Raw genomic sequence first — 23,210 nt, 5'->3', positions numbered from 1 at the left:
TCTACTATTCATCTTTTAAATTTAAAAATTCCGCCCTGATTTTCTTGCCAGTTTTAGTGCCAGCAAGACCACCTAAGCCAGTTTCTCTTATAGATTCATGCATTAATTTACCAACTTCTCCCATAGCAACAACAACTTCATCAAAAGGCACAATAGATTTCACTCCACTCATGGCCAAATCACATGACAAAATCGCATTCACAACACCAGATGCATTTCTAAACACACATGGGTACTCAACCAAACCAGCTATGGGATCACATGCAAGACCCATTACATTAATTATGCTTATACTAGCCGCATTCAAAGCCTCTTCAGGACTTCCACCGAGCATCTCAACCCCTGCAGCAGCAGCCATGGCAGATGCAGAGCCACATTCAGCCTGACATCCACCCTCTGCACCAGCAAATGTAGCATACTTTCCTATAATTTGTCCTATCGCAACAGATGTCAAAAGTCCATTTATAAGATCATCTTCAGTCAAATTATATTTTTCCTTCAAAGCCATCAGCATAGCAGGCATTATGCCCGATGACCCGGCAGTCGGCGCAGCAACAACAAGCCCCATCTTGGCATTAGTTTCAGATGTCGAAAGAGCCATAGCCATTGCCTTAGTTATAAATTTCCCCGAAATCGGCTCCTTATCTCTTTGATACTCATAAGCCTTCTTGGCAAAACTATTTACAGTCTTAAATCTCGTTTCAAAGCCTTCATCAAGACCCCTTATAGAAGATTTTTCCATTACATCCAAGACCTCTCTTAAATGGGACTTTATTTTATCTTCAGTGCTTTTTAAATTCTTCACTTGATCTTCAAGTACCAAATCATATATATGGCAAGATTTTTTTGCACAAGCATCTATAATCTCACAAGCAGTATTAAACATTTAAACCTCCACATACTTGGCAAACTTAAATCTCTTATCAGACATCAATTCATCTTCTATATCTGCCTTCAATTTATCATTCAACTCCACAGTCAAAGTGACCTCATCATTTATTTCATCTTTTGTAGTATTAATCGACTCAATATTATAATCATTTTTTAGCAAAAGCGACGACACACTTGCCACAATACCCTTTTGCTCATCATACTTAAAGAGCAAAGTCGGAAAAGATCCATCAAAAGAAACATCGACACCATCAATATTTACAATTAATATATTTCCTCCGCCGATAGAAGATCCAATCACAAACTCCTCATGATCATCATAAGTCAACAAAATCTTAACAGAATTAGGGTGAAAATTCTCTCCCAAATCACAAGTATCAAAACTAAAATCAATTCCATCTTTTTTAGCCAAATCAAATGAGTTTCTTATCCTTGGATCATAAGTAGAAAATCCCATAATACCACCCAAAAGAGCCTTGTCAGTTCCATGACCCTTATAAGTATAAGCAAAAGAACCATGTAGAAAAAAAGATACCTTTTTAAAATCAAATCCGCAAATTTTTCTAGCCAAATTAGCAATCCTACAAGCGCCTGCAGTATGTGAAGACGACGGTCCCACCATTATCGGACCGAGAATATCAAAAACATTATATTCAGTCACAAAAACCTCCTCTATATTAAAATAGATTCTAAAATTTAATAAGCTCTTTGAAAATCTATAATACTCTAAATGCTGAAAAATAGCAATTTATTATCCACGATAAAATAAAGCAGATAAAAGAAAAAAATATAAATTTTTGAAATATAAACCACAAAAGTTTTTAAATTCTAAATAAAAATATTTTCTAAAATAGAAATACACAAATACTCTATCTCGCAAATCACTTTAAGCAAAATTCTTTGAAAACAAACTAGACTCTTATAAGTTTTAAACACTCCCTATTCTGCTATTTATAAAGCTTTCTGATAAATAACCAATATAAAAAATATCGAAAAATATATTTCTCATTAAGAATAACTCTATAAAAATTACTAAATCAAAAATAAAAAATATGTAAAATTCTATGATTAAAACCATCGCATAAGACATACAAAACAAAAATAATTAAAATCAACCATAAACAAAATATACACTAGAATAAAAGGCTTAAATCCACCTATAAAATAAAGATCTAATTATGAGCAATAAAAAAGTATGATAAATATTGAAAACTCAACAATTATCATACCTAAAAATGACCTGGTGCCCAGAGCCGGAATCGAACCAGCGACACGAGGATTTTCAGTCCTCTGCTCTACCGACTGAGCTATCTGGGCTTTTAAAAATTTAAATGGTGGGCCTTCAGGGACTTGAACCCCAGACCTACCGGTTATGAGCCGGGCGCTCTAACCAACTGAGCTAAAGGCCCCCACCTTTTAAATTTGGCGGAGAGGGTGGGATTCGAACCCACGCGGGCTTTCACCCAAACGGTTTTCAAGACCGCCCCGTTATGACCGCTTCGGTACCTCTCCTAAAATGGTGACCCATGCGCGATTCGAACGCGCGACACCTTGATTAAAAGTCAAGTGCTCTGCCGACTGAGCTAATGGGTCATAAAATATGGCTGGGGCGGCAGGACTCGAACCTACGGAATGTCAGAGTCAAAGTCTGATGCCTTACCGACTTGGCTACGCCCCATTACTTTTGGTGCAGCTAGGAGGATTCGAACCCCCGGCACACGGATTAGAAGTCCGTTGCTCTATCCTACTGAGCTATAGCTGCATGTGTGGAGCGGGTGAAGGGAATCGAACCCTCGCAACCAGCTTGGAAGGCTGGGGCTCTACCACTGAGCTACACCCGCACAATTATCAGTAGGATTACACCTACAAATTATAAGTATTAAGTTTAAATTGGTGGAGGAGAGTGGATTCGAACCACTGAAAGCAGTGCTAACGGATTTACAGTCCGTCCCCTTTGGCCAACTTGGGTACTCCTCCAAATGTGGAGCTGGTGGGAGGACTTGAACCCCTAACCTACTGATTACAAGTCAGTTGCTCTACCAATTGAGCTACACCAGCTTATTCAATTTGTAAGCTATTGGTTGTTTGTGTTTTGGCGACCTGGATCGGGCTCGAACCGACGACCTCCAGCGTGACAGGCTGGCATTCTAACCAACTGAACTACCAGGCCAAATATGGTGGGCACAATAGGGCTCGAACCTATGACCCCCTGCTTGTAAGGCAGATGCTCTCCCAACTGAGCTATGCGCCCATATTTTTGTGGTGACCCTGCCGGGAATCGAACCCGGGATACCACCGTGAAAGGGTGGTGTCTTAACCGCTTGACCACAGGGCCTAATATAAAGTTTTGGTAGCGGGAGGAGGATTCGAACCTCCGGCCTTCGGGTTATGAGCCCGACGAGCTACCAGACTGCTCCATCCCGCGTTATTGGTGCCGAGAATCGGAATCGAACCGATACGATGTTTTACCATCGCAGGATTTTAAGTCCTGTGCGTCTGCCAGTTCCGCCACCCCGGCGTTTACGGCACTTCTTGTGGCTCTCAGGGTGGGACTCGAACCCACAACCTACCGGTTAACAGCCGGGTGCTCCACCATTGAGCTACCTAAGATTATTGCCCTCTTAGAAGGGCTATATCCGGCGATTTCCTACTCTCCCAGGCCGTCACCAGCCAAGTACCATCGGCATCTCAAGGCTTAACTTCTGTGTTCGGTATGAGTACAGGTGGTTCCCTTGCATTATTGTCACCGGATTCTTGTTACTACAAAACTACTCACTTCTTTGGTCAAGTCCTCGGCCTATTAGTACTCTCTAGCTTAAAGTATCTCTACTCTTCTACCTTGAGCCTATCTACCTTGTTTTCTTCAAGGGGCCTTACTTGTTGGGAAATCTCATCTTGAGGGGGGCTTCGTGCTTAGATGCTTTCAGCTCTTATCCCTTCCAAACTTAGCTGCTCAGCTATGCACTTGGCAGTACAACTGATGCACCAGAGGTTTGTCCATCCCGGTCCTCTCGTACTAAGGACAGCTCCTCTCAAATTTCCTGCGCCCACGACGGATAGGGACCGAACTGTCTCACGACGTTCTGAACCCAGCTCGCGTGCCTCTTTAATGGGCGAACAGCCCAACCCTTGGGACCTACTACAGCCCCAGGATGAGACGAGCCGACATCGAGGTGCCAAACCTCCCCGTCGATGTGGACTCTTGGGGGAGATAAGCCTGTTATCCCCGGGGTAGCTTTTATCCGTTGAGCGATGGCCCTTCCACGCGGTACCACCGGATCACTAAGTCCGACTTTCGTCTCTGCTCGACTTGTTGGTCTTGCAGTTAAGCTCCCTTTTGCCTTTGTACTCTTTGCACGATTTCCGTCCGTGCTGAGGGAACCTTTGAACGCCTCCGTTACTCTTTTGGAGGCGACCGCCCCAGTCAAACTGCCCAACTGACAGTGTCCTTCTACCTGATTCAAGGTAGGAAGTTAGAACTTTAAGTTTAAAAGAGTGGTATCCCAAAGGTGACTCCACATATACTGGCGTACATGCTTCTTTGTCTCCCACCTATTCTGTACATTTAAACTCAAAATCCAATGTCAGCTTGCAGTAAAGCTCCACGGGGTCTTTCCGTCCTGTCGTGGGTAAGCGGCATCTTTACCGCTACTACAATTTCACCGGATCCTTTGTTGAGACAGTGCCCAAATCGTTACACCTTTCGTGCGGGTCGGAACTTACCCGACAAGGAATTTCGCTACCTTAGGACCGTTATAGTTACGGCCGCCGTTTACTGGGGCTTCAGTTCTAAGCTTCGCTTGCGCTAACTTTTTCCCTTAACCTTCCAGCACCGGGCAGGTGTCAGCTCCTATACTTCGTCTTTCGACTTCGCAGAAACTTATGTTTTTGGTAAACAGTCGCTTGGGCCTTTTTACTGCGGCCTTCCATTTCTGGTTAGGCTCCCCTTCTCCCGAAGTTACGGGGTCATTTTGCCGAGTTCCTTAACAAAGGTTCTTCCGCTCATCTTAGGATTCTCTCCTCACCTACCTGTGTCGGTTTACGGTACGGGCGATTTGTTTCTTGATAGTGGCTTTTCTTGGCAGCTTGGATACGGGCAATTCTCTACTTGTTTTCGATCTGCTTCGCACTTCATCTTTTCTGAGAAACGGATTTGCCTATTCCTCGGACTTTGTGCTTGCACGGTTCACCAACTGACCGCTGCTTTTTTCCTTCTGCGTCCCCACTTACTTTTTTACGATTCAAATCGGTACAGGAATTTCCACCTGTTGTCCATCGACTACGCCTTTCGGCCTTGCCTTAGGTCCCGACTTACCCTGAGTGGACGAGCCTTCCTCAGGATTCCTTGGGTTTTCGATGGGGAGGATTCTCACCTCCCTTGCGCTACTTATGCCAGCATTCTCTCTTGTATATTATCCACAGGGGCTTGCGCCTTCTGCTTCGCCTTTTATACATTGCTCCTCTACCATCTTGCGATCCACGGCTTCGGTATTTGGTTTAGCCCCGGTTATCTTCGGTGCAAAATCACTTGACTAGTGAGCTATTACGCACTCTTTAAATGTATGGCTGCTTCTAAGCCAACATCCTAGTTGTCTCGGTAATTTCACCCCCTTTTCCACTTAACCATTATTTTGGGACCTTAGCCGGTGGTCTGGGTTGTTTCCCTTTTGACAATGAAGCTCATCCCACATTGTCTGACTCCTAACGTTCTAATTTGGTATTCGGAGTTTGATAGGCCTTGGTAATGCTATGCACCCCTTGGCTATTCAGTGCTCTACCCCCAAATTATTTTTTCGTTAAGGCTAGCCCTAAAGCTATTTCGAGGAGAACCAGCTATCTCCGTGTTCGATTGGCTTTTCACCCCTATCCACAGGTCATCCGATAGCTTTTAAACGCTACCCGGTTCGAGCCTCCATTAAATTTTACTTTAACTTCACTCTGCCCATGGATAGATCACACGGTTTCGGGTCTATGGCAACAAACTTTCGCCCTTTTAAGACTCGGTTTCCCTTCGACTTCACCTCTGTAAGGTTTAATCTTGCTTGTTACCATAACTCGCTGGCCCGTTCTACAAAAAGTACACGATTGTGGTGCAGGACCACTTTCGCTGCTTGTTAACATCAGGTTTCAGATTCTTTTTCACTCCCCTCCCGGGGTTCTTTTCACCTTTCCCTCACGGTACTTGTTCGCTATCGGTCACCAAGGAGTGTTTAGCCTTAGGGGGTGGTCCCCCTGTGTTCACACAAAGTTTCTCGTGCTCCGTGCTACTCTTTTGTACTGCTTCTCTTTGCTTTTGTCTACGAGACTGTTACTTTCTTTGGTTCATCTTCCCAGATGATTCGACTAGCTCGGATCTTGCGTTTGTACGGTTGGGCTTCTTCCTGTTCGCTCGCCGCTACTTAGGATATCGAGTTTTCTTTCTTTTCCTCGGGCTACTTAGATGTTTCAGTTCGCCCGGTTCGCTTCCCTATCTTATGTGTTCTGATAGGGATATACAGAGTTTGTCTGTATGGGTTTTCCCATTCGGAGATCTCCGGGTTGTTGGATGTTTGCTCCTTCCCGAAGCTTTTCGCAGCTTACCACGTCCTTCGTCGCCTCTTGGTGCCTAGGCATTCGCCTGATGCTTTGATTAACTTGACCTTTGTTTTTACAATAGTTTTTCTATTGTTTCCAGTGAATTGTCATAATCTTTTTTGAAATTTGATTTGACTTTTCTTTTTGTTTTCGTTTTGTAGTTTTCAAGGTTCTTTCTAAGACCTAAGTCTTAGTTGGTGGACCTGGGTGGACTCGAACCACCGACCTCACGCTTATCAGGCGTGCGCTCTAACCACCTGAGCTACAGGTCCACATATAAAATTGTTCCCATTAAAAATTTAAATAGTGTAAGGTGTTTTCCTTAGAAAGGAGGTGATCCAGCCGCACCTTCCGATACGGCTACCTTGTTACGACTTCACCCCAGTCATTGATCCTACCTTCGACGGCTGTCTCCTTGCGGTTGACTCACCGGCTTCGGGTATTACCAACTCCCATGGTGTGACGGGCGGTGTGTACAAGACCCGGGAACGCATTCACCGCAGCATTCTGATCTGCGATTACTAGCAACTCCGGCTTCATGTTCTCGAGTTGCAGAGAACAATCCGAACTGGGATCGGCTTTTTGAGATTTGCTTGATATTACTATTTCGCGGCTCTCTGTACCGACCATTGTAGCACGTGTGTAGCCCAGGACATATAGGGCATGATGATTTGACGTCATCCCCACCTTCCTCCGATTTATCATCGGCAGTCCCTTTAGAGTTCCCATCTTTACATGCTGGCAACTAAAGGTAAGGGTTGCGCTCGTTGCGGGACTTAACCCAACATCTCACGACACGAGCTGACGACAACCATGCACCACCTGTATATAGACTACCGAGGTAGACTAAACTATCTCTAGTTTATTCCTATATATGTCAAGTCCTGGTAAGGTTCTTCGCGTTGCTTCGAATTAAACCACATGCTCCGCTGCTTGTGCGGGTCCCCGTCAATTCCTTTGAGTTTCATGCTTGCGCACGTACTCCCCAGGCGGAGTGCTTAGTGTGTTAACTGCGGCACCGAGATCTCTCCCGACACCTAGCACTCATCGTTTACGGCGTGGACTACCAGGGTATCTAATCCTGTTTGCTCCCCACGCTTTCGTTCCTCAGCGTCAGTTTGTGTCCAGCAAGTCGCCTTCGCCACCGGTATTCTTCCTAATATCTACGCATTTCACCGCTACACTAGGAATTCCACTTGCCTCTCCACTACTCAAGCTATGCAGTTTCTTGTGCTTACAAGGGTTGAGCCCTTGCCTTTCACACGAGACTTGCATTGCCGCCTGCGAACCCTTTACGCCCAGTGATTCCGGACAACGCTTGCTCCCTACGTATTACCGCGGCTGCTGGCACGTAGTTAGCCGGAGCTTCCTCCTATGGTACCGTCATTATCTTCCCATAGGACAGAGCTTTACGATACGAATACCTTCTTCGCTCACGCGGCGTCGCTGCATCAGGGTTTCCCCCATTGTGCAATATTCCCCACTGCTGCCTCCCGTAGGAGTTTGGACCGTGTCTCAGTTCCAATGTGGCCGTTCACCCTCTCAGGCCGGCTACTGATCGTCGCCTTGGTGGGCTGTTATCTCACCAACTAGCTAATCAGTCGCGAGTCCATCTTTGACCGAAGTTCTTTGATTACTTCCTCATGCGAGATTGTAATGTCATCTGGTATTAATCCCGGTTTCCCGAGGCTATCCCTGTGTCAAAGGCAGGTTACTCACGTGTTACTCACCCGTCCGCCGCTAATCTTATCTGATGTCCCTCCGAAAAGTTCTATCTGATCGTCATCGCTCGACTTGCATGTGTTAGGCGCGCCGCCAGCGTTCGTCCTGAGCCAGGATCAAACTCTCGATTAAAATTTCTTTTTTTCGAAAATTTCTAGCTCAACTTTTTCGTTTCACTGACTTTTTCCGCTTTTTTGCTTTCATGTGCTTCTTGTGAAGCTGACTTCTTTGAAGTCTTTTTTTCCTTACACTATTTAATTTTCATGGTCTGCTAATTCAAGGAATCAGCTTTATTAGTATAACAAGTTTGCTCCTTTTTGTAAAGTCCTTTTTGAAAGTTTTTTTACTTTTTTGCCAACTTGTCGCAGTCATTTTTAAATGACCTCATCTATCTTAACATCGTATTTTTAGCTTGTCAAATGTTTTTTTGAATTTTATCTAATATCTTTTACTGATCCACCTTCTACTAATTTAGCTTGGAGGACTATTTCTTGTTTTTCCATTTCTCTATTGTTTTCTATAGCTTTTAAAATCTTTCTAATGGAGACAGCTCCTATATTATAGTAAGGAATTTTAATAGTCGTGATTCTTGGCCTGTATATGTCTGCCAAGGGTCCTCCTCCAAATCCCGCAAGGGATATGTCGTCTGGTACTCGGATTCCTTCGCCATAAAAGAGGTTTGCTATGTGGATTGCTAGTTCATCTTGGGTACAGATCATTGCAGTGTAGCCAGATTGATAAAGAGCTTTGACCTTGCCGTAGATGTCTTGGGCACCTTTTTCGTCAACACTTGGTGCATAGACTATTTCTCTTTCGAGATTATGTTTTTTCATAGCATTTTTGAAGGCGTCTACCTTTTGTTTTTCCAAAGTTCTGTCTAGGTCTTTTGCCATTGCAAGGTAGGCGATTTTCTTGTGCCCCTTATTTATTACGTATTCGGTTATTTCTTCGGTTGCCTTTTCTTGATTTATGGTAGCTTCGCCCTCTTCCAAATTGTAAAATCTGTTTATGTTCAAATGTGGCACTTTCATTTCTTCAAGTGTGAACATGAGTTTTTGGTTTAGGCTTTCTGAGATTACTATTATCCCTTCAGCTTGTTTTTGAGAAAATATTTTTGCAAATTTTATTTCTAACTCTGTGTTGTCATAGGATGATGCGACAATAATATCGTATCCGTACATTCTCCCTATTTCTTCTACACCTCTTAGAATTTGAGAAGTGTAAGTTGTCCCCAGATCATTTACGATAACTCCAATTATGTTCGATTTTTTCTTTACCAAGGACCTTGCTATCTCGTTTGGTTTGTAATCCAAGACTTCGATTGCATGCAGGACTCTTCTTCTGGTTTCAGGACTCACAGGTTTAGACTCGTTTATAACCCTTGAGACTGTGGAGATGGAAACATCGGCCATCTTTGCCACGTCTTTTATTGTTGAAGCCATTTTTATCTCCTTTCAAATTTCTATATTATAATAATATAATGTTTTTTATTCTCGTACAAGCTAAAAAGCCATCTATTGTCATTTCTTTTCCTTATTTTTCCCACTTGTATGAAATAAAAAAAGAAAGACCCAAAAAAGGATCTTTCTTTAATCTTTGCGAGTTTTATCTCGGATTTCTTTGAAATTTTTCTTGAATGATATTCCAACCTTCAGTGTTGATGTTGAATACATTCTTTTCTTTGTTTATCCAATGAGCTGTGTAGAAAGCGCCTTTGCAAAGCAAGGTATTGCTTGCGCAAAGTATATCTTCATAGGACCACATTTCAGGATTTATGTCGCTATAATTTATAAGACTGCGGTCATTTCTCCTCAAATATGTCTTGTCAACAAGTCTTTTGAAGGCTCTGTTTGTCACAGCCGCAACTTCTTGTCTGCTTATTGGCTCGTCAGATTTAAAGTCAACCAACTTTCTGTCATAAATTTCAAGCCATCCTTCGTTATAGGCTGCTTCAACTTCTGCTGTAGCCCAGTGTCCTTCCTTGAGCATCATGTGATTTCCATTTTTGTCAGCAAGTCCTTGGAATCTCTTGATGGTCGCAATCCATTGTGCTCTAGTTATCTTTTCCTGTGGTTTAAAGTATCCATCCAAATGACCTTCGAAGACGCCAGCTTGAGTTACAATCTTTACAGCTTGCGTGTACCAATAGTCTCCGACATCTGGATAGGAAATCTTGTAGTTCGGATCATATCTAAAGCCATCTTCTTTCAAGGCATTCGCAAGAATTTGAGCTGCTTCAGCTCTGGTCAAGCCATCATAAGGTCTAAATTCATTTTCATAACCTTGCATATAGCTTATTTCTTTTCGAATAGTTTCGACTTTTTGAAGATCGTTTTTGCTTGTGTTTTTATTTCTTTCTACAACGATTATCCTGCCAGGAGCTCCTGGTCCAGGATTCACTCCCGGGTTTTGAGGTTGAACTGGTCTTTCAGAATATTGAGCCACTATATCTGTGTCTTTATCAAATCTGTGTCTTGAGCCAAGCTCAACTTTTTCATCGTTTTCTACAACCTTTGGATCAAGCCCTGCAGATCTAAACATTCTAAATTGCGGTGCTGCAAGCGGATTCTGATTATTAGCTTTCCATTCGATAAAGGTGTAATTATCTCTGCCAGTCGGATCTTGACCGGGTATTATTACAGCTGCATTCTTTCTTACATAGAAGGCTGCTCTTTGTTGATTTACAGCTTTTTCAGTCGGAATAAGCAGTACTCTTATATATTCATCACCAAGGCTTCGCTCGATAGATTTTACATAGTCGGGCTTGCTATAAAAGGTCAGAGCTTGATAGATGTTTTTGTATACTACAATTGGAATTTCAATTTCCTTAGTAGTTCCATTATTAAAAGTCACCTTAGCTTTTATATTTGCAACTCTCGAAAGCTCTTCTCTATCAGTCTTGCCATTTTCTTTTAGTTTTTCGTAAAGTTCAGTTTGAAGGTCGTTGTTTTCAGGCAAGATTTCTATTTTATCTCCAGCGCCCAAAACAACGGCTTTTTTCAAATCAGCTTCTGTTGGGATATATTTATTTATCCAAGCGCCTCTTGCATCTTTTATAGATTCCGAAACGTAGATTGGATTGATTTTTACATCTCCAGCAACTGACGCTTTTTCTGTATATTGGGCACTTATTGTAGTCTTGTCTTTTGAGAATGCTCCTTTAATTAAATCTGTCCATTCTCTCGGCGTATCCTCATCTGATTCCCACTTAGAGAATAGATAGCTAAACTCTGGTTTGCTCTCTGCCTTTGGCACAGTTTTGCCTACAGGCTTAGAAACCGGCAGATTTACCTCTGTGTCCTTTGCCACCCAAAAAGTCTTGGTTTCAGCTACTGTCGCCTTATCCGTGCTTTCTATAACTACTTGAACAAATGAAGCTGGCACATTTTGAGGTTTGTCTTGACCCATTTGTTGGATTACATTTGGTTCATACTTTGCAATCAGTGTCAGATCCTTTTTAATCGTATCTGTATTTGGATCAAATTTTACCTCATTATTGTTTTCTTTATAAACCCAGCCCACAAATGTGTAGTCTTGTTTATTTGGATTTGTAAAAGATGCAAGCTTAGAATCATGCTCTACTTTTTGCGGTGATATGAAGCTTCCACCATCCGTGTCAAATGCTACGTCATGAAGACTCTTGTCCCAATCCGCTGTCGCAATTGTGTCTTCATTTATTATAAAACTTTGACCTGGTTGATATGTCGTTTCTCCTATCTTCCATCCTTTAAATTTGTGATTTGCTTTTGTAAGTCCATTTGCTCCAGCTATGGTTATAGTCTTTCCCTTGTCGTAGGAAATCACTCGATTCTTGCTTGCAGAATCAGCATCATCAGCCTTATAGGTCATAGTTACTTGAATCTTTTTGAAATAAGCAACATAGGTCTTGTCCGATTTTACAGGTTCTTGGGGATCAATAGTTTCATTCCACTTATCAAATTCGTAACCAGTGTTTGGTTTTCGATTTGGAATTTGTAAATTAGCAGATCCTATCTTTACATCTTTAGTTGGATTTACATAGTAAATAGTGTTTCCTTCAAGGCTTCCATTGCCATCTGTTTGGAATTCGACCCTTACATAGCCGAGATGGCTTGTCGTATCAACATCTGGAAGTGATGTGAACTTGAATGTATAAGTTACATCATTTTTATATTCCTTGGTGCTTATAGCCTCGCTCCAAGTTCCTTCAGCAAATCCGACCTTAGGATTTTTGGCGATGCCTTCTGCTTGAGTTGTAAGGTCTACACTTTTATTCGGATTTACATAGTAAATTGTCGTGCCGGAAAGGCTTCCATTTGCATCCGCTTTAAATGTTACGGTCTTGTAGCCTTCTGGCTTTGCTTTGTCTCCAGGCACTACGTCGCTTAGCGGAGTAAATGCCCCTTTTATGGTTGTATTTCCGGGATACTTTTGGGCTTCAGTCGTATCTAGATTCCATCCACCAAATTCATAGCCTATTTCAGCTTTTATTTTCGGACTTGGAATTGTGACATCCTTGTTCGGATCAGCGTAGTAGGTTGTCGTTTGTCCACTCTCTATATTTCCGCCAGAGCCTTCTATTTCGAATTTAACTTCTACATAACCATCTGGCTTCGCTTGGCCGCTCGTATTAGGTAGACAAGCATCAATAGGATTAAAGGATGCTGTTATATCCGTGTCTTTATCGTATAGCCTATAATTAGATATGTTTTCGCTCCATCCAGCAAACTTATAGCCAACATTTCCCTTTGCATCTGTCGGTGGATTCAAGCTCACAAGTTTTTTAGGATTTACATAGTAGCTTGTTTCTGTGACTTTGCCATTATCTCCTGCCTTGAAAGTAACTTTTACATATCCGTTTGGTTGTTCGTTATCTCCACCAGCTGAGTTTTTTTTAGGCATTTGGTCGGGAAGCGACTTATACTGTGCTTCAACAATCAAATCCTCTAGTATATATTCTGGTTTTTCGTTTATAAGATTTAGTATCTTCCATTGGTTAGTTTTATCTAACTCATAACCCACTTTAGCATTTATGATAGGAGCAGTTAGATCTTTCAACTTTTTGTTAGCCTTAGGATTTACATAGTAGAGGTCTTGGCCTTTTTCTAAGCTTTCATTAGCTATACTGCCATCATTTCCTGCAACGAATTTTACTCTAACATAGCCTTCCGGCTTTGGGTTTGCTTTCTTAGTTACTGGATCTTTTGATGGGATTATATCTTGTTTTTTTTCAAATTCGCCCTTTATGGTTGTATCGCTGGGATACTTTTGGGCTTTAGTCGTATCCTGATTCCAGCCTTTAAATACATACCCTATTTCAGTTTTTATCGTCGGTGCAGGAATTTTAACATCCTTGGTCGGATCCGCATAGTAGGTTGTCGTTTCTCCATCTGCTATTTTGCCACCATCTCCACTTGTGACAAAGGTAATTTCAACATAGTTCGTCGGCTTAGATTGATTTCCAATCTTTGGAACGAGAACCCCCAATTGATTAAAAGATGCTTTTATTTCAATATCTTTCTCATAAAGAGTGGGTGTGCTTATGTTCTTATCCCAAGCTGCAAATTCATAGCCATGCTCAGCTTTTGTTGCCGGGGCATTGAGAGTCACATACTCCTTGGGATTTACATAAAAGACATTATTACTTGTAACCTTTCCCTTGCTTTCATCTTCCGATTTGAAGGTTACAGTGATATATCCTTCTGGCTTTTCATTTTTATTACCAGTGGAATCTTTTTCCGGGATGACATTGCTTAAATTTATAGATCTAGCAGTCAGGACAACATCAGAGTTTATAATATCGTACTCGTTTAGCTTTTGATTGCCCTTATACCAGCCGTCAAACTTGTAACCCGTTTTTTCCACAGGTTTTGTGAACGTTATTGGAGGATAACTAAATTTCGAGTCGCTACCAACTTTTACATAATAGGACTTTTGATTTTTTAGAGTCAATCCGTCGTCCGAATCAAATTCGACCTTCCAGTATTGTACTTTTTTGCCGCTCTTTGTGTATTCCGGTCTTGCCATCGGAGTTTTTTGGTCGAATGCCATTATGTTATCTAGGTCGTATTCAGCTTTTATTATGGTAAGACTTCCGAGCTGATTTGGAATTAATTTAACATCAGTATATCCTTTTTTTGGTTTATTAGGGTCTTTTGGCTCCACTCCATTTTGTTTTCCCCAATTGCTGTATTCCCAATTTTCAGAAAAACCAGGGATGTATTCTTTGCCGTAAGGGTTTTTGATTCCTAGTACATATTCACTTAGCTTTGGATTTACCCAATATATAATTCTTCCATCAGTTAAATCTTCTTCGCCTGAAAATTTTCCCTTGTATGTGGGATCGAATACAACTTGGATATAATTGTCGGGCACATCCGGTTTTGTATTGCCCTTTTGTCTAACCCCTCCATCAGAAGTTCTAGTCCAAGACGCTTCTATCGTAGTTTCTTGAGAAAATTTGCCAGTTATGTTTTCGCTGGACCATGTTCTTTTGGGAGTTTCAATAGAAGTCCATTCTTTAAAAACGTATTGTTTTTCATCTCTAAATGAAGTGTCCGGAGATACTTTATATTTTATACCTTCAGGTTTAAAAACCGGCAGAGTCACTTGCTTATCTGGGTTTACCCAGAAAATCCTTGTTTGTTTCTCATTTTCCTTAAGTTTTGCCTTGTCAGTTTTATCAACTGTTACTTTTACATAATTTTGCGGCTTTTTGAGTTCTTGTCCTTCAATTTCCTCTATTACATCATTTGACCAAATCGCATATAAGGTCTTGTCTTGCCTTATGTTTTTAAGTTCCGTTTCTGCAACCGAAGTTTTGTCAGCAGCTGCATTCCCCCAACCTAAGAATGTATTGGTGGCATTTGTCGGATCAGATGGCAGCTCTACAGCCTTATCATAATCGACTTCTTTAATTATAGGATCTTGCGAAGCTTCAAACTTGCCACCATTTGCATTAAAAGTGACTTTTAAAACTTCAGTCATGGTTAGCTTGCCGCCATTTATTACATCATATGAAAAGTCGTATTTGAATTTATGATTTCCGTCGTTAGTTGTGATTGTTTTATTTGTTTCATCAAACTTATAGGTAGGAGTTCCAGTTAAATCTTCTTCATCCTTGAATTTTATACCTTCTACAACTTTGACCTCTGGAACATTTCTTAAAAATTGAGAGTTGAATTGATCTGGTTCTTGAGCGTTTTCGTCATTTCTAAGTTTTATTTCACCATCGCTTGTAGGAAAGAACACAGAGTTTTCTATATCCACGCCCTCTGTATCTTTATTTTTTGTATTATACAGGGCTTCTACCTTAGGACGGTCAGCTTCAGCTAGATCCGTATTCCATTTTGCTACAAACTTAGTGGATGCTACTTGAGCTATTCCTATTTCCAAGCTTATTTTAGCGCATACATTTCCATCCGAGTCTTTTTCAAACTTTGAATTTGATTCATGCTCGTCATTTGTAACTCCGACCTCCATGGTCAAAAGTTTGACTTTATCAGAAACATCATAATCTAAAGCCACTTCATACTTGTAGGGTTTTAGATCTTTTGAATAAAGGGGCAACTTTGCCTCTTTGCCATATTGGTCAGTCCACTTGTAGTCGCCCGCTTCATTGATAAGAAGGGTGAACCTATTGATTTCGCTGCCATCTTCAGCTGATTTTTGCAGAAAATAAATCTTGGCATTGCTAGGGTTGCCATTTGAATCCTGACCGAAAATTTCTTTCCATTGGAAGGGCAGTGTGGTGCTTCCATCTTTTAAGCCAACGGCAGAAAATTTAGCAGTCACATTGCCATAGGCAGATGCCTTTTCCTCGTCTGTCGGACTTTGTCCTGGTAGATAAGGGCTATCTGCACTCATAAAGGTCGTCCCTTGGACAGATCTTCTTCTTCTGGCGTTTTTGTTGGCCCTTGCCTGTATTTTGAAAATTTCTCCTTGATCCCGCCTTACATCTCTTTTGAGATCGAGACTTCCTACCTTGACAAGCTTTTCACTTTGAGTCAAAGGTGGAGTTTCATTCGATGCCCAAGTCATGCTTGGCAAAAAAGTTTGAGCCAAAATCAAAAGGGTCATCAAAAGTGCTATGCTTCTTTTTTTCAATTTTTCTCCTCCTTACTTCACGGTATAGTCTCTTATGTTTTTCAAGCTCTAAGAGAAGTAGACCGAGTTTTAAGGGGATTTGTAACCAAAATACGACAAATTCCCATTCTAAGATTCTTATTTTCTCTTTTAAACTGCTTCAATTTCAGCTATGAACGCTTTAAATTTTAACTTACCCGTGCTTAGTTTAAGTCACTTATATTTTTCAATTTTGTATTTTAATCCTTTAAGATAACCCTCAAGGCCCAAAGTCATTCAAAATGAAAGGCTCTTAAAATGGTTAATTAAAATGAATATGAGGTCAAATACTCTATTGGAAAAATGTACATTCTATAAGGCTACTATAACATATTTCTTTCTCGTGTACAATGAAAAAGTTAGTATTTCACAAGCTTTAAATCAAGTTTTAAGATTTTTGCTTTAGTTAGTTAAAAGTATTTTTTCTTGTTTTAACATAAAAAATAAGCAGTATATTTAATAAAAACTGCTTATTTTATTATACTTTTTCTTGTATTTAAAGTTGTATTTTTGTAAGTGCTTGTTCTAGCTTGTAAACGTAAGTCTTTTAATAGTATTTTTTAAAAATTTATGCTCGACTTACTTTCTAATAATCTCTCTTACCGCATCTATGACTTCTCTGCCGATGTAGAAATAGTCCAAGAAAGACGATGCGCTTGAGCTAATAGTCTTGCCAGCTCCTGTAAAGGTGTCAGCTACAGACACTACCCCATCTGTAACTCTGTTAGCTATTGTGTCTAAATTTCTGCTCACTAGTGTAACGGTGTCAGAGACTCCGCCGACTGCCTTGGCTGCTTTTGAAACTTCTGGCTTTAATTCTTTTACAAGACCTTCAGCATCTTTTGATATGGAACTGGCGCTTTTGGATAGTTCGTCTATATTGTCAGTAATGCTTGGAAGCTTTTTAAGACTGATATTTAAGGCTTCTTCATTGTCTTCTAAAAGCTCTGTTAGTTTTTTTAAAAAAGCGACTAAGTTTTTGAATGCCAATGCTAAATAGACAAGAGCAAAAATGCCTGCCAAGAATAGAATTATCAAAAGCAAGTCATGTAGAGTTATTGTGGCTCCCATTTTCGCCTCCTAATTCTTATTTCTTGAGATCTTCTTTTATATTTTCTCCGGCTTTTTTTACATCTTTGCCGGCTTCTTTTAAATCTTTTCCAGCTTCTTCGGCGCCTTCTTTTATATCTTCTTTCACTTCTTTAGCCTTGTCTTTAGCTTCTTCTTTAGCTTCTTCGAAATCTTCCTTAGCTGAGGAGAATCTGTCTTTTATATCTTCGCCCATCTTTGATGCCTTGTCTTTTAGGTCTCCATAGGTCTTAGATACTTGGTCTTTTACCTTGCCCGCCTTTTCTGATACATCGTCTGCAACATTTTTAGCCGCTGACACAGTCTTGTCTTTTACATCTACTGCTGTTTCTTTGATTTGCTTTCTAGTTTCTTGACCTGATTGAGGCGCAAAGAGGATACCTGTCAAGGCTCCCAGCACTGTACCTGCTGCTACCTTAGATATGTCTTCGACTCTCTTTCTTCTGATTTCTTTTTTTCTTTTTTCTTCAAATAAGTTGTATAAAAAACCCATTTTCGTTCTCCTTTCACCTTCGTCTTTAAATTTCGTCTAAGTATTTTTTACCCTTTGGGGCTAGTTTTAAACAAAATATGTAAAAAACTCCACAATGCCGTCCCCCTTTTAATTCATACCCGCCTAAAAATAAGGTGGGTGTCTTGGTGACAGCTTCTAAAGTCCTTTCAGTGAAGGCTTTTTATCCACTGCCAACGGCTAGATGTCCCGTATCTACTTTGTCGGTTGAATTAAAAGGATTAATACGAACACCGCAGAGTCCACTACCTTTTATTTGATTATATAACTAAGTAGATGTTTTTTCAATCTTGGATAGTCTCTCTAGATTTTTTTCAATTTTAATCACTTATGCATCAGAGACGATAGGATAAAGTCATGTCTTTTTAGATTCTATTTGCCGCTTATGAGTTTTTCCATGTCTTCTGGCAGAGCTGCGTCAAGTTTTATTATTTTTCCATTTCTTGGATGCTTGAAGGTTAGTTCTTTCGAATGAAGGGCTTGTCTTTTTATAAGGTCTGACTGGCCTTCGTAGAGGCTATCTCCCAAAATGGGATGACCCAGGCTTTTTAAGTGGACTCTTATTTGATGAGTTCTTCCTGTTAAAAGTTTTAGTCTTAAAATAGAGCCTTCTTGAGTCTTTCCTATTTCTTCGTATTCTGTTATAGCCATCTTGCCATCGCTTCTTACCTCTCTTTTTATTCCGTCTTCGCCTAGTCCTATGGGGGCTTCTATTCTCCCCCTCCCTTCAAGATAACCTTTTATTGCTGCTATATAGATTTTTTCTATGGATCTATCTATAAATTGAGCTGCCAAGACCGAATGAGCCATAGAATTTTTGGCAAATAATACTAGTCCTGATGTATCCCTATCCAGTCTATTTATAACTCTTACTTTTCTTTTGATGCCATTTTTTTGAAAATAGCCTCCTACAAAATTAGAAAGAGTGCCTTCTTGCTCTATGCCAACAGCGTGGACTATGATACCACCCGGCTTATTTACCGCTAAAAGGTCTTCGTCTTCATAGATTATATCTAGTTTTTTTTCTTGACAAATCACATTGTACTCTTCGTCAGGAATATATAAAGAGATGGTGTCTTTTGCTTTTAACTCGTGATTTTTTGTAACTTTTTGAAAATTCAAAAAGATTTCTTGATTTTTTATGGCTCTTTTTATATATCTGGATGAGATTTCTTGAGCTTTTAAAAAATCTCTAAGCTTTTTATAGCTTTTTTTCACTTGCAAGGTGTAAAATTTGTTTTTGTCTTCAAAGTTTAGATTCAAGCTCTGCCCCCTTTTTGAAATTTTTGATTAGGTCTTAGTATCAGTTTAGTGTATAATATACCATATATTTAGAGATGGGAGAATTATATGAGCAAAATGATTAGCATTGTTTCAAATGCAAATATCCAATCCAAGCAGACAGGCAAACAATTAAAAGAAATTTTTGAATCTTATGGCTACCAGGCTGATTTTGGATACTATAAGGAGGCAGAACTTGTGGTCTGTATAGGTGGAGATGGGGCCTTTTTAAAGGCTCTTCACAAGTACAATTTCCCCTGTCAAAATTTTGTCGGCATAAATACTGGTCATTTAGGCTTTTTTCAGGAGATCCACCCCGACGGTTTGGAGGATTTTGTAAAAAGATATGCAGATGGCAAGTACACTGTCGATAAGCTTCAGCTTGTAAGTGCCGAGGTCTACACAAACAAGCGCTCTTTCTCTATAAATGCCCTAAATGAAGTTGTCCTAAAGGCTAATCACTCTAAAATAATTCATATTGATGTATTTATAAATAGAAATCATGTTCAAAAATTTTCTGGAGACGGGATTTTAATTTGCTCGGCTTCTGGTTCTACTGCCTACAACTTCTCTGGCGGCGGGTCAATTTTGCATCCCGACTTGGATTCTTTGCAGATGACTCCTCTTTGTCCCGTCAATTCCGTAGCTTACAGATCTCTACCGACAAGCATAATTGTGCCTGGTGATTTTACCATTTCTCTGGTGCCCGAAAAAAGGTATGCAAACTCCAATCTGGTCTTGGTCGATGGTAGAGAAATTTTCGTAAAAGACCTTCACAGGATAAATTTCAGAAGTCAAGGCAAGTACGTTTCCCATCTGAGCTTTTCGAGAAAGTCTTATTGGGATAACATCAAGTCCAAGTTCTTATAATCAATCAGATATTAAATCTTCAAAATCTCGCCTTATATGGGCGAGGTTTTTTTTGTCAACAAATACTTTTCTTTCTTGTCGATATATGTATTTTTTTGATTCCCACTCGTTTAAATAGCGATAGATTGATCTGACATTGACGCCAAAAAGATCTGCATAGAAGGATTTCTTTTCTCTTATCTCCATAGGCAGACTCTTGTCCTTTGCCAGATAGTAGATATAGGTTAGCATATTTTCTTCTGGGGTCATGGTAGTTTTTTTGTTCATCTGGTCTATGAGAGCAAGCGAGAAGTTAGTCAAGTATTCTAAGGACATCTGAACGAGCAGAGGGTCTTTTTTTAATTCGTCAAGATAAACTTTAAGAGGCACTTCCAAAAGACTAGTTTGGTTTAAGCAGATCACAGATCCTATGTTTTCTTTTAAACCCTTGATGGCTTCTAGAAGGCAAAAAAACCCAACCCCATCCATGGTGTGGGATATTATTCTCTCTCCTCTATTTGAAAATCTGGATACAAATACTGTCCCCTCTAATAAAATTTTAATTTTGCCCGGTCTCTCGCCCTCTTTGGCTATAAAATCTCCCGGCTTATAGTCTTTTATTTCTAAATTTGCTTCCTTCAGGAGTGAATTTTTAAAATTTTTCTTTTCTTCTAAGAGTTTTTTTATGATTTCTCCTAACATTTTGTCCTCCAAACTGACATCTGTCATATTATTTATTCATCTATGATTATATAATTAAGCTGAAAAAAATCAAAAGAATTATGGAGGTATATTTATGGAAAGATATTTCACTCTTGATGAAGTTAAAAATGCCGCAAAGGCTATTATTCAAAATACAAGTCTTACTTATGGACAACAGGTGTCAGCTCTGGCAAAGCTTGCTGAAAATACTTTGGACTACCCTTTTTCTGATGACCCAACTTTTATAGAGATGGTTGAGGACAAAGAAATCTGTGACCTTTCAGAAGGTATGGCTCCAATCGCCCCCAGATATATACTTCCAGATTATGAGAAGGTAATAAACGAAGGCTGCGAATTTTTGCGACTTAAAAAAGCTACTAATATCCACGAAGCTATAAACAACCTTTTGATCTTCTATCATCATGTGCCAAGTGTTACTAGATTCCCAGTCTTTATAGGCAATTTGGATGAGCTTTTAGAACCTTTTGTGACTGATGAAAATTATGAAGAGGCTAAGTTTGCCATCAAACTATTTTTAAATCAATTAGATAGGACCATAGATGACTCTTTCTGTCACGCAAATATAGGTCCTTATGAAACCAAAGTTGGAAATATAATTTTGGACTTGCTCGGCGAACTTCAAAATGTAACTCCCAATATGACAATTCTATATGATGAAGATATAACTCCAGAAGAATTTGGCAAAAAAGCCATCGTGGCTTCCTTGGAATCTGCAAATCCAGCTTTTGCAAATTTGAAGTTCTATAACAAGGACTTCGGATCTACTCCTTATGGGATTGCATCATGCTACAATGCTCTGCCCAAGGCTGGCGGTGCCTTTTCTCTTTCCAGAATCAGACTAAATTATATAGCAGAAAAGTCTGCCAATCTTCAAGATATGTTAGATGTTAGACTTCCAAAGGTTGTTGAACACTTCTGCAATTTCATGGAAAATAAAATCGACTGGTTGGTAAATGAAACAGCCTTCTTTAAGAGCAACTTTTTAGTAAAAGAAGGATTTGTAAAGCTGGAAAATTTTGTTGGTCTTTTCGGAGTTGTCGGCATGGCCGAATGTCTTGAAATTATAGGTCAAAAAGAAGGCTCTTCCATGATTCTTGGCAAGGATGACTTGGCTATTGAAGTCGGTGAAAAAATAATGGATAGACTTGCTCTTCTAGTTTCCAATTTCACATCCAAGTATTCTCCAGTTTGGAACCACAAGTTCATGCTCCATGCTCAAGTTGGAGCTGCTGGAGATGAAACTACTTCTCCAGGAACTAGAATTAAGATAGGCAATGAACCAGATCTTTATTCACATATTAAAAATGCTGCTCACTTCCAAAGATACTTCCCTTCAGGAACTGGCGACCACTTCCCATTTGAAGAAACTGCAATCAAAAATCCTGGTGCTGTTTTGGATGTGTTTAAGGCAGCTTTCAAAATGGATATGAGATATATTTCTTGCTACTGCGATACTGGCGATCTAATCAGAGTTACCGGATATCTTGTCAAGAAGTCAGATTTGGAAAAATTCAACAAGGGTCAACAAGTTTCCTATGACACAATCCAATATGCCCAAGATCCTCTAAACAAATTTGGCATTTTAGATAGAAAAGTCAGAAATGCTTAAGGGGATTGTAAATAAAATCATCCCCTCATCTCTGGTCGATGGTCCCGGCAATAGATGTGCTATATTTTTTCAAGGCTGCAATCTAAACTGCATGTATTGCCACAATCCCGAAACTATAAATTTTTGTAAAAATTGCGGGATTTGTCTTGAAGTTTGTCCCGTTTCTGCCCTTAGTAGGTCTGATGGACTAATGGCTTGGGATGAGAAAAAATGTATAAATTGTGATGCTTGCATCAAGGCTTGCCCTTATGGCTCCTCGCCCAAGACCAAGTCTTATGAGCCTGAAGAGTTAAAAGAAGTCGTAGCATCCTATATGCCCTTTATAAGTGGCGTCACTACTAGCGGCGGTGAGTGCAGTATTCAATATCAGTTTTTGGCAGATTTTTATGAACATGTCAAGGCTTTGGGCCTTTCTGTTTTGTGTGATACAAATGGATATATCCCCTTTAGGGGTGATCGTTTCAAAAAGCTGATAGATAATTGTGACGGGTTTATGCTGGATGTCAAGGCCTTTGATGAAAAAGACCATATAGAGCTTACTGGCAAGTCTAATAAGACCATAATAGAAAATGCAATCTACCTTGCATCTATTGGCAAGCTTGACGAGCTAAGGACTGTGCTTTTGGATGGGCATGACAATTTTAAAATCGTAAATGAAATTACAAGTTTATTGGCACCCTACTCCGAGCATAAAAAAATCAGATACAAGCTCATTTCTTATAGACCCTTTGGTGTGAGGGAAGAATTTTTAAATCTAAAAAGCGTGAGTGAAAAAGAAAAAGAGGAACTCAAAAAAATTGCCGAGAAAAATGGCAATTACGAAGTGATCTTAATATAAAAAAAGACAGGCTAGGATAG

The 23,210-nt window shown here is 40.0% G+C and carries 11 protein-coding genes, 16 tRNA genes, 3 rRNA genes and 1 other RNA gene; 3 read left to right on the top strand and 28 right to left on the bottom strand.

Annotated features, from left to right (window positions below; translation table 11 throughout):
- Positions 1-4 precede the first annotated feature (4 nt).
- The 27 genes from sdaAA to LV469_00560 form a co-directional block, all read right to left on the bottom strand.
- Positions 5-886 (bottom strand): L-serine ammonia-lyase, iron-sulfur-dependent, subunit alpha, encoded by an 882-nt coding sequence (sdaAA, locus tag LV469_00690; protein ID UHR02835.1) that lies wholly within the window; start codon positions 884-886, stop codon positions 5-7.
- Positions 887-1,552: an L-serine ammonia-lyase, iron-sulfur-dependent subunit beta gene (sdaAB, locus tag LV469_00685; protein ID UHR02834.1), complete on the bottom strand. Its 666-nt coding sequence runs from the start codon at positions 1,550-1,552 to the stop codon at positions 887-889.
- Between the two features lie 580 nt (positions 1,553-2,132).
- Positions 2,133-2,208, bottom strand: a tRNA-Phe gene (locus LV469_00680).
- Between the two features lie 15 nt (positions 2,209-2,223).
- Positions 2,224-2,300: transfer RNA gene (locus tag LV469_00675), tRNA-Ile, on the bottom strand.
- 14 nt (positions 2,301-2,314) lie between these two features.
- Positions 2,315-2,403 (bottom strand) — tRNA-Ser (locus LV469_00670).
- A 5-nt stretch (positions 2,404-2,408) separates the two neighbouring features.
- A tRNA-Lys gene (locus tag LV469_00665) sits at positions 2,409-2,484 on the bottom strand.
- An 8-nt stretch (positions 2,485-2,492) separates the two neighbouring features.
- Positions 2,493-2,569 (bottom strand) — tRNA-Gln (locus tag LV469_00660).
- 7 nt (positions 2,570-2,576) lie between these two features.
- A tRNA-Arg gene (locus LV469_00655) sits at positions 2,577-2,653 on the bottom strand.
- Positions 2,654-2,658: 5 nt separating this feature from the next.
- Positions 2,659-2,732, bottom strand: a tRNA-Gly gene (locus tag LV469_00650).
- Positions 2,733-2,782: 50 nt separating this feature from the next.
- Positions 2,783-2,868 (bottom strand) — tRNA-Tyr (locus LV469_00645).
- A 5-nt stretch (positions 2,869-2,873) separates the two neighbouring features.
- A tRNA-Thr gene (locus LV469_00640) sits at positions 2,874-2,949 on the bottom strand.
- Positions 2,950-2,984: 35 nt separating this feature from the next.
- Positions 2,985-3,061 (bottom strand) — tRNA-Asp (locus LV469_00635).
- Between the two features lie 5 nt (positions 3,062-3,066).
- Positions 3,067-3,142 (bottom strand) — tRNA-Val (locus LV469_00630).
- A gap of 9 nt (positions 3,143-3,151) precedes the next feature.
- Positions 3,152-3,226, bottom strand: a tRNA-Glu gene (locus LV469_00625).
- A gap of 13 nt (positions 3,227-3,239) precedes the next feature.
- Positions 3,240-3,316 (bottom strand) — tRNA-Met (locus tag LV469_00620).
- A 4-nt stretch (positions 3,317-3,320) separates the two neighbouring features.
- Positions 3,321-3,409: transfer RNA gene (locus LV469_00615), tRNA-Leu, on the bottom strand.
- Between the two features lie 17 nt (positions 3,410-3,426).
- Positions 3,427-3,501: transfer RNA gene (locus tag LV469_00610), tRNA-Asn, on the bottom strand.
- 24 nt (positions 3,502-3,525) lie between these two features.
- A 5S ribosomal RNA gene (rrf, locus tag LV469_00605) occupies positions 3,526-3,642 on the bottom strand.
- A 29-nt stretch (positions 3,643-3,671) separates the two neighbouring features.
- Positions 3,672-6,531: ribosomal RNA gene (locus LV469_00600) — 23S ribosomal RNA — on the bottom strand.
- 129 nt (positions 6,532-6,660) lie between these two features.
- A tRNA-Ile gene (locus LV469_00595) sits at positions 6,661-6,737 on the bottom strand.
- Between the two features lie 54 nt (positions 6,738-6,791).
- Positions 6,792-8,319: ribosomal RNA gene (locus tag LV469_00590) — 16S ribosomal RNA — on the bottom strand.
- The 16S, 23S and 5S rRNA genes sit together here with 16 tRNA genes alongside, the layout of an rRNA operon.
- A 302-nt stretch (positions 8,320-8,621) precedes the next feature.
- Complete coding sequence (locus LV469_00585) at positions 8,622-9,629, bottom strand: LacI family transcriptional regulator (protein UHR02833.1); 1,008 nt, start codon at positions 9,627-9,629, stop codon at positions 8,622-8,624.
- A 163-nt stretch (positions 9,630-9,792) separates the two neighbouring features.
- Positions 9,793-16,272 carry an InlB B-repeat-containing protein gene (locus LV469_00580; protein UHR02832.1) on the bottom strand — a complete coding sequence of 2,160 codons (6,480 nt, stop codon included), beginning with the start codon at positions 16,270-16,272 and terminating at the stop codon, positions 9,793-9,795.
- Positions 16,273-16,869: 597 nt separating this feature from the next.
- The gene (locus LV469_00575) at positions 16,870-17,361 is read right to left on the bottom strand and encodes a hypothetical protein (GenBank protein UHR02831.1); all 492 of its coding nucleotides are present in this window, start codon (positions 17,359-17,361) and stop codon (positions 16,870-16,872) included.
- Between the two features lie 16 nt (positions 17,362-17,377).
- A complete protein-coding gene (locus LV469_00570; protein UHR02830.1) occupies positions 17,378-17,872 on the bottom strand; it encodes a YtxH domain-containing protein in 495 nt (164 codons plus the stop codon).
- Positions 17,873-17,954: 82 nt separating this feature from the next.
- Positions 17,955-18,135: non-coding RNA, 6S RNA (gene ssrS / locus LV469_00565), on the bottom strand.
- 127 nt (positions 18,136-18,262) lie between these two features.
- Positions 18,263-19,153 (bottom strand): RluA family pseudouridine synthase, encoded by an 891-nt coding sequence (locus LV469_00560; GenBank protein ID UHR02829.1) that lies wholly within the window; start codon positions 19,151-19,153, stop codon positions 18,263-18,265.
- 87 nt (positions 19,154-19,240) lie between these two features.
- Here LV469_00560 and LV469_00555 point away from each other — a divergent pair, with 87 nt between their 5' ends.
- Positions 19,241-20,041, top strand: coding sequence for an NAD(+)/NADH kinase (locus LV469_00555; GenBank protein ID UHR02828.1), 801 nt, complete (start codon positions 19,241-19,243; stop codon positions 20,039-20,041).
- Here LV469_00555 and LV469_00550 read toward each other — a convergent pair whose 3' ends face one another.
- Positions 20,042-20,722: a hypothetical protein gene (locus LV469_00550; GenBank protein ID UHR02827.1), complete on the bottom strand. Its 681-nt coding sequence runs from the start codon at positions 20,720-20,722 to the stop codon at positions 20,042-20,044.
- Positions 20,723-20,816: 94 nt separating this feature from the next.
- Here LV469_00550 and LV469_00545 point away from each other — a divergent pair, with 94 nt between their 5' ends.
- Together LV469_00545 and LV469_00540 are read left to right on the top strand one after the other, a co-directional pair.
- Positions 20,817-22,352, top strand: a complete 1,536-nt coding sequence (locus tag LV469_00545; GenBank protein UHR02826.1) for a YjjI family glycine radical enzyme — start codon at positions 20,817-20,819, stop codon at positions 22,350-22,352.
- On the top strand, positions 22,345-23,190 hold the full coding sequence (locus LV469_00540) for a YjjW family glycine radical enzyme activase (GenBank protein ID UHR02825.1): 846 nt from the start codon (positions 22,345-22,347) through the stop codon (positions 23,188-23,190). Before LV469_00545 ends, LV469_00540 begins: the two co-directional genes overlap by 8 nt.
- Positions 23,191-23,210: the final 20 nt, after the last annotated feature.

It is taken from the genome of Peptoniphilus sp. GNH, from assembly GCA_021307325.1.
Taxonomy (GTDB): domain Bacteria; phylum Bacillota; class Clostridia; order Tissierellales; family Peptoniphilaceae; genus KA00134.
This window is presented reverse-complemented; position numbering and strand designations above follow the sequence as displayed.